The sequence below is a fragment of the Denitrificimonas caeni genome, from assembly GCF_027498055.1.
Lineage (GTDB): Bacteria > Pseudomonadota > Gammaproteobacteria > Pseudomonadales > Pseudomonadaceae > Denitrificimonas.
This window is the reverse complement of the sequence record NZ_CP114976.1, coordinates 2,068,374-2,084,657: the sequence shown is the minus strand read 5'-3', so window position 1 is coordinate 2,084,657 and position 16,284 is coordinate 2,068,374. Positions and strand designations below refer to the sequence as shown.

The window sequence follows — 16,284 nt, the reverse complement described above, 5'->3', positions numbered from 1 at the left end:
CACTTTACTTTACCTGTTTCAAGCCATATAATACGGGCATTATACTCATGAGCGCTTAATATGTTAAGAGCTACTAAAGTACGCATCTACCCTACGCCTGAACAGGCAGAGTTTTTAACTGCTCAGTTTGGTGCGGTGCGCTTTGCGTACAATAAAGCTCTGCATATTAAGACGCATGCTTACCGCTTGCACGGCATCAACCTAAGCCCTAAAAAGGACTTAAAACCTCTGCTGGCCGTGGCTAAGAAATCAAGAAAGTACCATTGGCTCAAGCTGTATGATTCCATTGCTTTGCAACAAGCGGTAATTAATCTGCATACAGCCTTTGATCGTTTCTTTGATCCAAAGGTAAAAGCACACTACCCCAAGTTTAAGCGCAGACATGGCAAGCAAAGCAGCTATCATTGCGTGGGCATAAAGGTACTTGATGGTGCAATTAAGCTGCCCAAAATGCAGCCCATTAAGGCCAAGCTGCACCGTGAAATCAGCGGCACAGTTAAAAGTATTACAGTCACGCTCAGCGCTACCGGAAAATACTACGCATCAATATTGGTTGATGATGGGCTTGAAGCACCACAACCTATCCATTCGGTCGAAAAGGTGGTTGGTATTGATCTTGGCATTGCTCACTTTGCCATTGAGTCCAGAGGTAAGAAAAAAACCAATCCGCGCTTTTTGAAGCGTGCAGCCAGAAATTTAAGGCGCAAGCAGCGCCAGTTATCACGCAAGAAAAAAGGCAGTGCCAATCGCGCAAAGGCTCGCTTAATTGTGGCTAAAGCCCATGAAAAAGTAACCAATGCTCGGTCTGATTTTCAGCATAAATACTCTCGAACTCTTGTTGACGAAAACCAAGCGGTGATAGTCGAGACGCTTAAATCAGCCAATATGATGAAAAATCGCAAACTGGCAAAACATATCGCTGATGCCTCTTGGCATAGTTTTGTTGTGAAGCTGCAATACAAAGCCAAAGAACAGGGCAAGCATGTGATTAAGCTGGACCAGTGGTACGCCAGCTCAAAAACCTGCAATGGCTGTAAGCATAAAGTTAAAGATATGCCTTTGTCGGTACGCATATGGGACTGCCCGTCATGCGGTAGAGTCGGTATTGATAGAGATATTAATGCCGCACTCAACATCCTTGAAGAAGGTATTTTGGCATTAAAGGCGGCTGGGCAAGCCGTTACTGCTTGTGGAGGCGTGCGTCATTCTTGGTCATACCAAGTTGCAGCCTGTGAAACAAGAAGCATCGCCCTTTAAGGGCGGTGAGAAGTCACTTGGATAAAGCCTGCAGTCAGTTTAGGCTTGCCCAGGCTTTAGTATTTTCACAGGATACCCAATGAGCGTTATTTTGACCTTCCATGCTTTATTAGTGATCACCTTCACCATTCGCATTCTGCTGCGTGATGATCTTTCGCCACCCGGGCGGCTGGCATGGTTTATTGTTTTAAACGTACTGCCGTATTTTGGCAGCGCCATCTACTTCCTCTTTGGCGAGGTGGATATTGGCAATCGTGCCCATAAGCGCCACGATCAGATTTTCGATGAAATCAGAAGCAAAGCCGCAGAGTTTATGGGTGTGGCCGGGCACAGTGATAGCGCCATTGAACGGGTTTATCGCCCAGCGTTTAAATACGCCGGCTCGATTAACGGTTTTCATACCCAAACTGGCAATAGCGCCCAGCTCATGCCTAACAGCGATAGCACATTGACCAACATGATCGCTGACATTGATGCAGCCACCGATCATGTGCACGTGTTGTATTATATTTGGCTCACGGACCATACCGGAACTGCGGTGGCAGAAGCTTTGATTCGTGCGGCGCAAAGAGGGGTAACGTGCCGCGCCATGGCTGATGGCTTGGGTTCGCGTCCGCTGATTAAGTCTGAATTATGGCAGCGCATGCACGATGCAGGGGTCGAGGTTGTTGTAGCGTTGCCTTTTCATAATTTGCTGCGCACTATTATCACCAGCCGTCTGGACCTGCGTAACCACCGTAAAATCACTGTGATTGATGCGCGCATTACCTATTGTGGCAGCCGTAACTCTGCCGACCCTGAGTTTCTGGTTAAGGAAAAATACGGGCCTTGGATTGATATTATGCTGCGCTTTGAAGGTCCCGTGGTTGCGCAAAATCAGTTGTTATTTGCCAGTGACTGGATGCAAGCCACGGGAGAGTCGCTGGATGTTATTCCGCTGCAGGCTGCGTCGCAGGAAGGTGGTTTTCCGGCGCAGGTTATGGGCGTCGGCCCGACCGAGCGGCGTGGCGCAACCCCGCAACTGTTCTCTAACCTCTTTGCTTGTGCCGAGCACAGCTTAACCCTGAGTACGCCGTACTTTGTGCCCGACGCCACTGTCCTGGAAGCCCTTTGCGCCAGTGCACACCGTGGTGTTGCTGTCACCCTGATTTTCCCCAAGGTCAATGACAGCTGGATTGTTGCCGCCGCCAGCCGCAGTTACTACCACAAGTTACTTGATGCCGGTTGTAAGATTTATGAGCACAGAAAAGGCTTGCTGCATGCCAAAACCCTCACTGTGGATGGCAAAGTCAGCCTGATAGGCTCATCCAACCTCGATCTGCGCAGCTTTGATCTGAATTACGAGAACAACATCTTGCTGCAAGATGAACACATCACCCAAGCCATCAGCGAGCGCCAACAGGAGTACATCGCACAATCTGATCCCGTTGAGTTGTCCGCCGTCCTGGCTTGGCGCTATTCCCGCCGAGTGTGGCACAACGTCATTGCGACGATTGGGCCGGTGTTGTAGCGCTGCTACTCATTTTTGTAGTCCCGCAGGCTGCTCATGCAGGCTCGCGGATTAACGTATTAAAACGGACAAATGTGGTTGTGCTCAACGTTTATCTGTATTGACGCAAATTGAAATTACTTTACTGGCTCAGTCCTAGCGCCATACACGGCAGCAAGTGACCAAGCCTTAGCAAAAATTTAGGGAACACTGTTATGGCGATTAAAAAAACTGAACTCTACTCATCATTGTGGGCCAGCTGTAACGCATTACGCGGTGGTATGGATGCCAGCCAATATAAAGATTATGTCCTAACTTTATTATTTTTAAAGTATGTGTCCGATAAAGCCAAAGCCAATCCCTACGCCATGATTGATGTCCCAGCAGGTGCAAGCTTTGACGATATGGTCAAGCTCAAGGGCAATAAAGAGATCGGCGAGGGCATCAATAAAGTCATCAATCTGATTGCCGAAGCCAACGACCTGCAGGGCGTAATCAACGTCGCTGACTTTAATGACGAAGATAAGTTGGGCAAAGGCAAAGATATGATTGACCGCCTGACGCAGTTGGTTGGTATTTTTGAAGGCTTGGAAATGGGCGGTAATCGCGCCGGCGATGATGACTTGCTAGGCGATGCCTATGAATACCTGATGCGCCACTTTGCTACTGAGTCGGGCAAGTCTAAAGGCCAGTTTTATACACCTTCAGAAGTATCGCGGATTTTAGCCAAAGTCATTGGCATCAAAGATACAACGCCACAAGATGCCACAGTCTATGACCCAACCAGCGGCTCGGGTTCGTTGCTGTTAAAAGCCAGTGATGAAGCACCGCGCGGTCTATCCATTTACGGCCAAGAAATGGACAACGCAACCAGCGCCTTAGCGCGCATGAATATGATTTTGCACGACAACGCCACCGCAAAAATCGTGCAGGGCAATACCCTCAGCAGTCCTGAATGGAAAGATGCCGATGGCCAGTTGAAAACCTTTGATTTTGCCGTAGCCAACCCACCGTTCTCCACCAAAAGCTGGACCAGCGGCCTCAATCCCAATGAAGACGAATTTGGCCGTTTTGTTTGGGGTGTACCGCCAGAGAAAAACGGTGACTATGCCTTTTTGCTGCACATTCTTAAAAGCTTAAAAAGCACCGGTAAAGGCGCAGTGATTTTGCCCCATGGCGTGTTGTTCCGTGGCAATGCCGAAGCCCGCATCCGTGAAAACCTCATTAAGCAAGGCTATATCAAAGGCATTATCGGCTTACCGGCCAACCTGTTTTACGGCACCGGTATTCCTGCCTGCATCATAGTCATTGATAAAGAAGATGCCTCCCAGCGCGACAGTATTTTTATGATTGATGCCAGCAAAGGCTTTATCAAAGAGGGCAATAAAAACCGCCTGCGCAGCCAGGATGTACACAAAGTAGTGGATGCCTTTACTAGCTTTTTAGACATACCAGGTTACAGCCGCAGGGTGTCCTTAGATGAAATTGCCAGCAATGACTACAACCTAAATATCCCACGCTATATCGACAGCAGTACCCCAGAAGATATGCACGATTTGGCTGGGCATTTACAGGGCGGTATTCCCAATCAGGATATTGATCAGCTGCAACAGTTTTGGCAGGTGTTCCCTAATTTGCGCGACAGCATCCTTACGCCTTTACGTCCGGGATACAGCCAAATCACTTTGCCCGCCAGCGATATAAAAGCACATATTTTGCAACACCCAGAGTTCACTGCTTTTGCTGAACTGACTTTGCAGCCCTTTACCGCGTGGGCTGAAGAGGCCGATTTAGGTGCAATTAGCATCGACGACAAACCCAAAGAAATTATCCAGCGCATCAGTGAAGATTTATTACAGCGCTATGCCAGCATTCCCTTGCTGGATAAATATGATATGTATCAAATCCTGATGAATTACTGGGCCGAGACTCTGCAGGATGATGTCTATGTGTTGGTGCAAGACGGCTGGACTGCAGGTAAGAAAGTGCGCGAACTGGTGGCTAAAAAAGGTGAAAAGCTTACGGAAACTGCAGACCTAACCGTTAAGCGCATTAAATATAAAATGGAACTGATCCCGCCCGCCTTAATTGTGCAGCGCTACTTTGCCGAGCAACAAACCCAACTGGATCAGCTGCAAGCCACCTTAGATGAGATTATTCAGCAGCAAGACAGCCTGATCGAAGAACACACCGGTGAAGAGGGCTTGCTCAGCGAAGCCTTGAGCGATACCGATAAAGTGACCAAAACCACAGTCACCGCACGCTTAAAACATGCCACTGATGCCGAAGAGCGCGAAGTGCTGCAGCAAGCCAAGCAGCTGTTTGATTTAGAAACCAGCGCCAAAGCCCAGCTGAAAACCGCACAAGAACAGCTCGATGCTGCAGTGCTGGCGCAATACGGCAAGCTGGATGAAAGTGAAATTAAGCAGTTGTTGGTGCATGACAAATGGCTCGCCACATTGCAAAGCCAGATCGAAGCCGAAATTGAACGCATCACCCAGCAGTTGGCCAGCCGCTTACAAGAGCTGAAAGAGCGTTACAGCGAGCCATTGCCTGAGATTGTTGAGAACGTTGAAGTGCTGAGCAACAAAGTGGCCGAGCACCTAAAGGCCATGGGTTTAGCGCTATGAGTCAGCCCAGTGAACAGAACTTAGCCAGCCTGGTGGAGCCCATTGCGCAGATTATCGAGCAAGCATGTGGGCAAGTACGCCAAGCGGTCAACAGCGCCATGGTGCACAGCTATTGGCATATTGGCCAAATGATTGTTGAGCATGAACAGCAGGGCGCAAGCCGTGCTGAATACGGTACGCAACAATTAAAGACATTATCTATGCAGCTGACTGAGCGCTTGGGTAAAGGCTTTGATGTCACCAATCTGCGCAATATGCGTGCTTTTTATCAGGCCTTTTCAAATCGAGACGCACTGCGTCCCGAATTGAGTTGGACCCATTACCGCAGCTTATTACGCATCGACAACCCCAGCGCACGTGAGTGGTATCTACACGAAGCCATCAGCCAAAACTGGAGCGCCCGCGCATTAGGCCGGCAAATCAGCAAGCTTTATTACGAGCGCTTGCTGGCCAGCCAAGATAAAGCTCTGGTTGAAACAGAAGCCAAAGCCCATACCGAGCCTTTGGCAGAAAGCGTTAAAGATTATCTGCGCGATCCGTACATTCTGGACTTTCTCAATCTACAAGATAAAACCTATCAAGAGAGCGAGCTAGAGCAGGCGATCATCAGCAATATCCAGCAGTTTTTACTGGAGCTGGGCAAAGGCTTTGCTTTTGTCGAACGTCAGCAACGCATTCGTTTTGCCGATGAAGCGTGTTTTGAAGGTGAGAGCTATATTGATCTGGTGTTTTACAACTTTAAGCTCAAGTGCTTTTTACTGGTGGACTTAAAACTGGGCAAGCTCAAGCACCAAGACATCGGCCAAATGGACACCTATGTGCGCCTGTACGACGAGCAACACAAAGGCAGCGACGATAACCCCACCATTGGCCTAGTCCTGTGCAGCGAGAAAAGCGAAGCCGTGGTGAAGTACTCAGTCTTGTCTGAACAAAAACAACTGTTTTCCGCTAAGTACCTGCCGTATTTACCCACCGAAGAACAACTCAAGCACGAACTCGAACGCGCCAACGCCATGGCCCAGCTGGCAGCTAAGGAGCAAAACAATGAATAAGGACGAAGTGGCAGAAATGAGCCAGCAGTATCAGGTTGAGGCAGCGGAGAAGCTGGTGCCTGAGGGGTATAAGCTGACTGAGGTTGGGGTTATTCCGGAGGATTGGGAAGTCGTAACGCTTGGTACAGTCGGTGAGATTAAAATGTGCAAGCGTATTTTTAAAAACCAAACAAAGGATGTTGCTGAAGTTCCATTCTACAAAATAGGAACCTTTGGTAGAGAGCCAGATGCTTTTATATCAAAAGAGCTATTTGATGAATATAGAAGTAAGTACTCATACCCTAAAACGGGTGAAATTTTAATATCCGCTGCTGGGACGATAGGGCGGACGGTCATTTTTGATGGACAGCCATCATACTTCCAAGATAGTAATATTATATGGATCAGTAATGATGAGGGAAAAGTATTAAATAGCTATCTTTGGCACTACTACAAAGTAGTTAAGTGGTCTACTTCTGAGGGCGGTATTGTTTCACGACTTTACAATGACAATATAAGAAACAATGTTTTCATAGCATATCCTGCGACCACTGAACAAAAAGAAATTGCTGCAGCCTTATCTGATACGGAGGCGTTGGTCAGCGAGCTAGAAAAACTCATTGCTAAAAAACAAGCCATCAAAACCGCCACCATGCAGCAACTGCTCACCGGCCGCACCCGCTTATCTCAATTCGCCCACCACCCAGACGGCAGCAAAAAAGGCTACAAGCAAAGCGAGCTAGGTGAAATACCGGAGGATTGGGGTGTTGAAGCATTAGGTGAAAACTGCCATACCTATTCAGGTGGAACGCCATCAACATCAAACAGTAGTTTTTACGGTGGCGATATTAAGTGGATCACTTCTAGTGATTTAAATAGGAGCCTAATTTTTGAGGTTCGTGGAAGAATTACAGAGTTAGGTCTAGAGAAATCAGCTGCAAAAATGATCCAGCCCGGAACGTTTTTAATTGCACTTTATGGTGCTACAGCAGGGGTATGTGCAATTTCAAAGATAAGTGCTGCTATCAATCAAGCAGTCCTTGCTGTAATCCCAAAAAACCATTCGTCAAAGTATTTGTATTACTGGTTTAATAAAAATAAAGACGAAATAATTGACACCTATACTCAAGGGGGACAGCCTAACTTGAGTGGCAATATTATTCGCTCTGTTAAATTGCCTATACCTTTAGCTGACGAGCAAACCGCCATCGCCACCATCCTCTCCGACATGGACGAAGAAATCCAAGCACTGGAACACCGCCTCAATAAAACCCGCCAAATCAAACAAGGCATGATGCAGCAGCTATTAACAGGGAAGGTTCGACTAGTATAATTTATGACAACTCACAGAAGTGGTATCTCTACAGAGAATAAAACGCGGATTTTAAAGGTTGGTGAATTTCTTTCTTCCAAGCAATACACAAATGAAAAGCAGTTAATCATTCCTGTGTATCAGCGCCCTTATCGCTGGCAGCAATCGCATATTACAGCGCTGCTTAATGATCTTTACTATCAATGTGCTCGGTTAGGGCATCGTCTGGAGAAGATATTTAACCCGGACGATGCTTACCGTTTAGGTACCGTTGTTCTGCATCAGGAAAAAGAGGCGGACAAAACCCAGCTGGCTTTGGTTGATGGGCAGCAACGCACCTTGACTTTATTGCTGATAATCCATGCAGCCAAACAATCTGAGCGCTTTAAAAAACAGCTTAACGACTTTGCAGCAGTCACAATACATCTGTCGGATTGCAGTGAAACTCAGAAGAAGCTGAGCCAAAATCTTGAGCTGATAAAGCGTCATGTCAACAGTCCTGAGTTTACGCCAGAGGTGTTAGATTTCTTGCTCAATCACTGTGAAGTAGTGCAAGTAACTTTAGGCGACTTATCTGAAGCGTTTCAGTTCTTTGACTCACAAAATGCCCGTGGTTTAGATTTAAGTCCTCATGATCTGCTTAAAGCATTTCATCTGCGAGAGTTCCCAGCATCAGAGAATGACTTAAAGCAGTCTGTCGTTGAGTATTGGGAGCAGCAGAAAACTGAAGAATTGAAAGGTTTGTTTGCTGCTTACCTTTATCCTATTCGCCAATGGAGCAAGGACCAGCAAGCTACTTTTTTCTCTAAAACAGAAGCAAATGTGTTTAAAGGAGTGAACCTAAACACTGCTAACTATCCGTTTCAGCAAAGCTTAAAAACTGTACATATCACTGTTGATGGTTATAACGAGCATAGCCATCGTTGCCTTGATCAACACACAATGCCGTACCCCTTTCAGCTCACTCAAACCTTGATTAATGGACGACGTTTTTTTGAGTGGGTGGCGCATTATCAGACGTTAATTCAGCCCTTGCTGCATGACACAGAAGTGGGCACCCAGAGCTGGTTACATGCAGCTTTGGGTGCTAGCGCTAAAGAACTCAGCCAGCCAGTAGCTGACAACACAGGGTGGCATACTGCTCTCGAAATAATGCAGGTACTTAACACTTATAATCGTTACGCACGTAGGCGTCGTGGCGATCAGTATGTGCGCCGCTTATTTAATGCTTTATTGCTATGTTACTACGACCGTTTTGGTAGCCATGAACTGTCTCGTGCTGTTGAGTACATTTTTATTTGGGCCTACTCACTGCGCCTAAAACAGCAAAGTGTTTACTTAGAAAGTCTAGAAAAACATATCAGAGAAAATAATTTATTTATGCGTTTGCAACTGGCTTTATCTCCGGTAGATTTTTTAAGTAACCCGCTGCCACAACTGGTAGGTAGAGTTGCGTCAAATGTTGAGCAAATTGAAGCAGTCTTTACATCCTTAGGTTATTACACAGCTGCGCTTAGTGATAAGGAAGGGCAAGATGATGAGTAGTGAAGCAAAATATAGCCTTACTCTAAGAGAGTTGCTTGAAAGTGAGCACTATAAAGTGCCTGTTTATCAGCGTAACTACGACTGGGGCAAAGCACAGATTGAACAACTGATAAATGATATTCAGGACTATGCAGAAAAAGAGAATAAGCAAACCTATTATTTAGGTAGCCTTATCGTCCACCAGCGAGATGATTACTTTGAAATACTTGATGGACAGCAGCGCTTCACCACCCTAAGTTTGTTAGCAATGTATTTAAAAAGTCGCTTAACTGAAGAATTATCTTGGTATAAAAATCCGAATTTAAGCTTTGAAAGCCGGCCTAAGTCTGACACTGCTATTAAGCAATTATTTTACCGCTTTGCATTATCAGGCAAAGGTAAAGAGGTTGAGCCTTCAGAATGCAGTGCCTCTATTATTTCTGGCTTTGAAGTTATTGATACTATTTTATCAGCGGATAATCAAAACGATAATGCTTCACTTCAGCGCTTTGCTGACTACCTATTGAAATATGTAGAAATATTAAAAATTCAAGTGCCAAAAAATACAGATGTAACCCACTATTTTGAGGTGATGAATAATCGTGGTGAGCAGCTCGAAAAGCATGAGGTAGTTAAAGCAAGTTTATTAGCTGTTGTGCAAGATGATGCACAGGCCATGGCGGTTGTCCAAAAGGTCTGGTTGGCTTGCTCCGATATGAACCGTTATGCGCAGGCTGGTTTTAACGTGCAAGAGCGCAAGGCCATTTTTGGTGACAGCGCAGAAAATTTTAAAGTGACTGATTTTGCAAGTTTAGTTAAAGCCATTGCTTTAGAAGGTGAATCCAAGATATCTGATGTTCCAAGTTTTAATAGCAACTTATCTTTTGCTGAGGCCTTAGAAAAAGGGAACGTTATTAAACTTAACGCTGGCTCTGATGCTGACGAGGATGAAGGTAGGCGAGAACGCTTTAGCAGCGTCATCGATTTTCCGAATTTTTTAATGCATGTATTACGTGTGTACTTGCTGCAGGAATCAAGCTCGAAACGTTTTGCCTTAGACGATAAAGAATTAATTACAGCCTTTAAAGATTGCTTTAGCGAACGAGGAGAGGAACAGGCTGAACGCGTTAAAGGGTTTATTTTTACCCTGCTTAAATCAAGATATTTATTTGATCGTTTCGTTGTAAAGAGAGAAAACACTAGTCAGGAAGGTAGCTGGTCGTTAAAGCGTTATAAACTCTATAGCAGTGGCTCAAGTGATTACGTGGACAGTTTTAATACTGAAAAAAATGCAGAAGAAAATGGAGAGAAGCATGAGCGTGGTGACACAGTATCTTGTTTAATGCTGCTATCAGCTTTTCATGTTTCCTATCCAACTAATTCCCGTAAAAACTGGTTGTCCGCCGTCCTGCATTGGCTGTATACAAAAGAGTTCTGCAACGCAAAAGATTATTTAGCATTTTTAGAAGGTCTTGCCAAGGCATTTATGGTTCGTCGTTATCTTGTGGAAGAACCTCAAGATTACTCCTCTTTCATGTACAACGATATAAAGCAAATGACTGCAATACCAGAAGCATTTACTTCACAACCAGATGTTCTTCTTGGCTTTTTAGCGTATAGAAAAGCCACGGTGTTTGTTTTTAATTATCTTGATTATTTATTATGGAAAGAGCGCAGGCTTGAGTACAATATTTTAGATAAATTCCGATTTAGCTTTAAAAGCTCCGTTGAGCATTTTTCACCCCAGGCACCTAAGGCTAACGAAAGCTTAGAGCATGATTATTTGCATGGTTTTGGCAATCTATGCTTAATGGCTGATGCGGATAACTCGTCTTTAGGGAATAGTAGTCCGAGAGAAAAATCCAATATTTTAAATGGCAAAAGAAAATCTATGGCACCCTTAAGTTTAAAGCTTGAATTAATGATGCAAAAAGCGACCCAAAAAGAAAAAGACTGGGACTTTAAAGCCGTAGAAACTCATGGGGGTGAGATGCTTACCGTTATAATCGAAGAATTAGGTGTTTCTGGTGAGAAGCAGTTTTAATGACTTCGCTTTACCGGAAAAACTATTATTTCTTTGAGTCCAATGAAGATGTAATTAACCACTTAATTTTAAAGTAAGGCTTTCACTCAATGTCGATTTTACTTTACGGCCAAAAAGCCGACCGCACACATGAAAATAAGATGCTCAGGGCATTTATCCAAGCGCTCAAAGCCGATTGGGGAGGCGCAGGTAAAGATATCACCCTGATCGCCAATAGCATGTGGGATGGTCATGAAGTCGACTTAGTTTGTATTCTCCCTACGGCTATTTTGGTCGTTGATTTTAAGCATTACAGCGGTCATTTAATCGGTACTGAAAGCGGCAAATGGACAGTTGATAGCGCTGTAGTACAGGGCGGTAGCAACCACAGAGCCAATCCTTTTCAGCAGATACGTGACTATAAGTTTGCAATCATCGAGTGGTTAGAAAAGCATCAATTACTGGCAAATCGGAACCTTGGTCATATTAATGGCGCCGTTGTATTTACTGGGCCAATCACCGGTGAAATAGACCTTTCGGTAAGGTCTTCGTACTGGTTTCATACCACAGATTTAGCGCGTTGCTCGACCACGCTCGCTGATCTTGCCTCGACAGAGCTAAGAGTTTATCCGAGAGACATAGAGGCAATTAAAAAAGCACTCGGAGCGCAGGAGGTCGATTTTGATTTTGGGCAGGATAATTACCAACCTAAAGTAGAGCCTATCCCCCCGGTATTTACACCCCGCACTGATGCAGCAGAAAAACCTGTGGAGTCCGCAGCAACAGAGCCGAACTGGGCTTATAAAGCAAATAAAGCAGAAGCTGAACCTGCTCAACAAGAGTCAGCTAAGTCAGAACAAAAAATTACAGCAGAACCTGAGGCGGCTAAGCCAGCCTCTGCTGCACCCAAGCAGGACGCACTTACAGCACATCCAATACCGCCACAAAAAAGCCGCATGTCTGGCATGTTTAAGTCCGCCATTGTAGTGGGTGGTGTGTTTTTAACCATGGCGGTGGTCAGTCAGATATATCCAACGATAGGGCAAAGCAGCCCAGCAGTTACCAGCACTTCTCAGCAAGTGCAGCCAGTAGAGCCTGTAACGGAGCAACAAGCCAATACGCTTGCTGTGAATACGCAGCGCTACCAGCCAGCGGCTACATCCGCTGCGACCAAAGACTCAGCAGCCACAACTTATATTGAGCAAATCGAAGCACGTTCTGCAGCGCAGTATGTGGGCCAAGAGGTGACTGCGTGCGGTACCGTTGCGCAAACCACGCCTTTCAGCAAAGGTGTGTATTTGAATTTAGACAAGCCACACCCACAGCAAAGTTTAACGTTAGTGGTGTGGGATGAGTCTTTAGCAGCTGTGGAAAATAAACTAGGGCGCTTATCCGGCTTAGTGGGCGTAGATATCTGCGCCCGTGGCCCTGTGGGTGAATACCGTAACCGACCACAGATGCAAGTTAACGCAGCTTCTGCGGTACATCTAAAATCAAATTACCGTCAAGTTGCTGCAGCAGCTCAGCAGAGCAGTGAGGTAAGCGTCGAGAGAATTGAAGCCTTTCGAGCACCGTTTTATGTGGGTAAGCAAGTCATGGCCTGCGGTGTGCTGGCTGGCACTTCAAAGTTCTCTAAAGGTGTGTATCTGAGTTTAGATAAGAAGTATCCGAATCAGTCCTTAACCTTGATAGTTTGGGACGAAAACATCGCACCGCTTGAGACTAAATTTGGCTCGTTCAATAGCAAGATAGGCCGTACCTTTTGTGCGCTCGGTACCATAGAAAAATATAAGAAGAACTTGCAAATCCAAATTGAGAATCCGCAGTTTTTGCGCTTGATGCTGAATTAAGCAGCTTGAGTCTTTGCGAGCAAAAGTTAACTGTGCTTGCAGTAGGTAGTACTAGGGGTAGGGGAACCATGAGCAAAATCAACCAACTTGAACGCATCACCCAAGAGCGCGTCATTCAGCTTTTTCGCAAAGACCTAGGTTATGAGTACTTGGGCAATCTGCATGATCAGGCCAATAAAAATATCAATGCCGAGTTGCTTTCTGCTTGGTTAAAAAAGCAGGGTTACAGCGATACTTTAATTACTAAAGCACTGCGTCAGCTGGATATGGCCGCTGCTTTAGGTGATGGCAAAGCCCTCTATCAAGCCAATCAAGCGGTCTACAACTTACTGCGCTATGGCATTAAAGAGTCGGAAGGGGCGGGTCAACAAAACCAAACCATCTGGTTGATCGACTGGAAAAATCCGGAAAACAACCATTTTGCAGTGGCTGAAGAAGTCAGTATTCACGGCGAAAATAACAAACGTCCCGATGTGGTGCTCTATGTTAACGGCATTGCCTTGGGCGTGCTGGAGCTGAAGCGCTCAACGGTTTCGGTCAGCGAAGGTATTCGCCAGAACTTAGACAATCAGAAAAAAACTTTTATTCGTAATTTCTTTACCACCATGCAGTTGGTGATGGCCGGTAATGACAATCAGGGTTTGCGCTATGGCACCATTAAAACCCCAGAAAAGTACTTTTTGCAGTGGAAGGAAGAGGGTGTCAGCAACCCTTATGCTAATTCGCTGGATTTGCATTTAAGTCTGATCTGCAACAAACAGCGTTTTTTACACATTATCCATGATTTTATTGTGTTTGATGCGGGCACTAAAAAGACCTGTCGGCACAATCAGTTTTTCGGTATTGAAGCGGCTAAGCAGCGTATTGCTCAGCGTGAAGGTGGGATTATTTGGCACACCCAAGGTTCGGGTAAAAGCCTAACCATGGTGTGGCTGGCCAAGTGGCTGCGGGAAAATAAAAATGCTCGGGTGTTAATTGTCACCGACCGTACTGAGTTGGATGAGCAGATTGAAAAGGTATTTAACGGCGTCGGGGAAAGTATTTATCGCACCAAAAGCGGTGCTGATTTGCTGGATACGCTGAATCAGCACACACAAAGCCTTATTTGTACCTTGGTGCATAAGTTTGGTCGCCAAGGCGATGATGATACGCCAGAGTCAGAAGAAGCCACAGACGCCTTTATTGAGCAAATCACCGGCGCCATTCCTAAAGACTTTAAGGCCAAGGGTAATTTGTTTGTTTTTGTGGATGAGTGCCACCGTACTCAGTCGGGTAAGTTGCATGAGGCCATGAAGGTCTTAGTGCCGGAAGCGATGTTTATCGGTTTTACCGGTACACCTTTAATGAAAAAAGATAAGCAAAAGTCCATCGAGATTTTTGGCAGTTATATCCATACCTATAAATTTGATGAGGCCGTGGCCGATGGTGTGGTCTTGGATTTGCGCTATGAGGCGCGCGATATTGATCAGCATCTCACCTCGCCGGAAAAGGTGGATGAATGGTTTGATATCAACACCGATGGTTTAACTAAAACCGCTAAAGACCAGCTGAAACAGCGCTGGGGTACCTTGCGTAAAGTGCTATCCAGTAAATCCAGACTTGAGCAAATCGTCATGGATATCTGGCTGGATATGAAGAAAAAGCCGCGCTTAAAAGATGGTCGCGGTAATGCCATCCTGGTCTGTTCCAGTGTTTACCAAGCCTGTACGACCTATGAGTTGTTCAGCAAAACTGATTTAGCGGGCAAGGTGGCGATTGTCACCAGTTATCAGCCCACAGCCGCCAGCATCAAAGGTGAAGAGTCGGGAGAGGGGCAAACCGAGGCCTTATTTAAATACGCCACCTACCGCAAAATGCTGGCTGATTTTTTTGAGCAGCCAGAAGATAAAGCCGCAGCCCGCGTGGAAGAGTTTGAAATAGCGGTGAAGAAACTGTTTATCGAAGAGCCGGGGCAAATGCGCCTGCTGATTGTGGTGGATAAGTTACTGACGGGTTTTGATGCGCCCTCGGCCACTTATTTATATATCGACAAGCACATGGCGGATCACAACTTATTCCAAGCCATCTGTCGTGTGAACCGTCTTGACGGTGACGACAAAGAGTACGGTTATATTGTTGATTACAAAGACTTGTTTAAATCCCTTGATAAGGCCATTAAAAGCTATACCGAAGGGGCCTTTGATGGCTATGACGAAGAAGACGTTAAAGGCTTGCTTAAGGATCGCTTGGCGCAGGCTAAGGACGATCTAGATAACAGTTTAGAGGCAGTTCGGGCGTTGTGTGAGCCGGTCAAAGCACCCCGTGCCCTTGAGGATTATCAGCATTACTTTTGCGGTGTGTCCGGTGAAAACTCAGCAGAGTTATTTGAGAAAGAACCGCTGCGTTTAGCCTTTTATAAGGCCTTTGCTAAGTTGTTACGCGCCTATGCCAACCTGGCCAATGAAATGCAGCAAGCGGGCTACAGTGCTGCTGAACAAGAGAAAATTCGTACAGAGATTGAGCACTACGAAAACGTGCGCACATTGGTTAAGCAGTACAGCGGCGACGAAGTGGATATGAAACGCTTTGAGCCCGCCATGCGTCAGCTGATTGATATGTATATTCGCGCGGACGACAGCGAAGTGTTGGTGGACTTTAAAGAGCTGGGTTTATTAGAGCTGATTATCAGTCAAGGTGACGACTTAATTAAAGCCGTGCCGGAAGGTGAGCGTAATCATTCCAATACCATGAACGAAGGTATTGAAAATAACCTACGCCGTACCTTAGTGGAAAACAATCCGCTCAACCCTGAGTACTACGACAGCATGTCGGTGTTACTTGATGAGCTGATTAAAAAGCGCCGCCAGCAAGCGATTGACTATCAAACCTACTTGAAGGAAATACAGGCGCTGGCAATTAAGGTGGTGAATCCGCATCAGGGGCACAGCAATTATCCTGAGTCGTTAGACACTGCAGCTAAGCGGGCACTCTATGACAACTTTGGCAAGGATGAAGTCTTAGCCAATAAGATTGATACCGTTATTCGCTACACCAAAAAAGCCGATTGGGTGGGTGATCGTTTCAAGGAAAAAGAAGTTGCCAATGCACTGAGTGAAGAAGTGGGTGGCTATGGTGTTGATATTGCGGCCTTAATGGAGTTGGTCAAAGCTCAGCCAGGCTATAAGTAAG

General features: G+C 45.8%; 9 protein-coding genes. All 9 read left to right on the top strand.

The genetic code is table 11. The features are described from left to right. The first annotated feature begins 60 nt into the window (after positions 1 to 60). A complete protein-coding gene (locus tag O6P33_RS09785) occupies positions 61 to 1,257 on the top strand; it encodes an RNA-guided endonuclease InsQ/TnpB family protein (protein ID WP_269817596.1) in 1,197 nt (398 codons plus the stop codon). A gap of 79 nt (positions 1,258 to 1,336) precedes the next feature. Continuing rightward, positions 1,337 to 2,767, top strand: a complete 1,431-nt coding sequence (gene cls / locus O6P33_RS09780) for a cardiolipin synthase (RefSeq protein ID WP_269817595.1) — start codon at positions 1,337 to 1,339, stop codon at positions 2,765 to 2,767. A 194-nt stretch (positions 2,768 to 2,961) separates the two neighbouring features. Next, positions 2,962 to 5,376 (top strand): type I restriction-modification system subunit M, encoded by a 2,415-nt coding sequence (locus O6P33_RS09775; RefSeq protein ID WP_269817594.1) that lies wholly within the window; start codon positions 2,962 to 2,964, stop codon positions 5,374 to 5,376. Beyond that, positions 5,373 to 6,428: a PDDEXK nuclease domain-containing protein gene (locus O6P33_RS09770; protein WP_269817593.1), complete on the top strand. Its 1,056-nt coding sequence runs from the start codon at positions 5,373 to 5,375 to the stop codon at positions 6,426 to 6,428. Before O6P33_RS09775 ends, O6P33_RS09770 begins: the two co-directional genes overlap by 4 nt. After that, positions 6,421 to 7,740: a restriction endonuclease subunit S gene (locus tag O6P33_RS09765; RefSeq protein ID WP_269817592.1), complete on the top strand. Its 1,320-nt coding sequence runs from the start codon at positions 6,421 to 6,423 to the stop codon at positions 7,738 to 7,740. The genes O6P33_RS09770 and O6P33_RS09765 overlap by 8 nt, the downstream gene beginning before the upstream one ends. A 3-nt stretch (positions 7,741 to 7,743) precedes the next feature. After that, the gene (locus O6P33_RS09760; protein WP_269817591.1) at positions 7,744 to 9,264 is read left to right on the top strand and encodes a DUF262 domain-containing protein; all 1,521 of its coding nucleotides are present in this window, start codon (positions 7,744 to 7,746) and stop codon (positions 9,262 to 9,264) included. Continuing rightward, entirely contained in the window at positions 9,254 to 11,287 is a 2,034-nt protein-coding gene (locus O6P33_RS09755) for a DUF262 domain-containing protein (protein ID WP_269817590.1), read from the top strand. The genes O6P33_RS09760 and O6P33_RS09755 overlap by 11 nt, the downstream gene beginning before the upstream one ends. Positions 11,288 to 11,376: 89 nt before the next feature. Further along, on the top strand, positions 11,377 to 13,116 hold the full coding sequence (locus O6P33_RS09750) for a nuclease-related domain-containing protein (protein ID WP_269817589.1): 1,740 nt from the start codon (positions 11,377 to 11,379) through the stop codon (positions 13,114 to 13,116). Positions 13,117 to 13,184: 68 nt separating this feature from the next. Next, positions 13,185 to 16,283: a type I restriction endonuclease subunit R gene (locus O6P33_RS09745; RefSeq protein WP_269817588.1), complete on the top strand. Its 3,099-nt coding sequence runs from the start codon at positions 13,185 to 13,187 to the stop codon at positions 16,281 to 16,283. The last annotated feature ends 1 nt before the right edge of the window (position 16,284 follow it).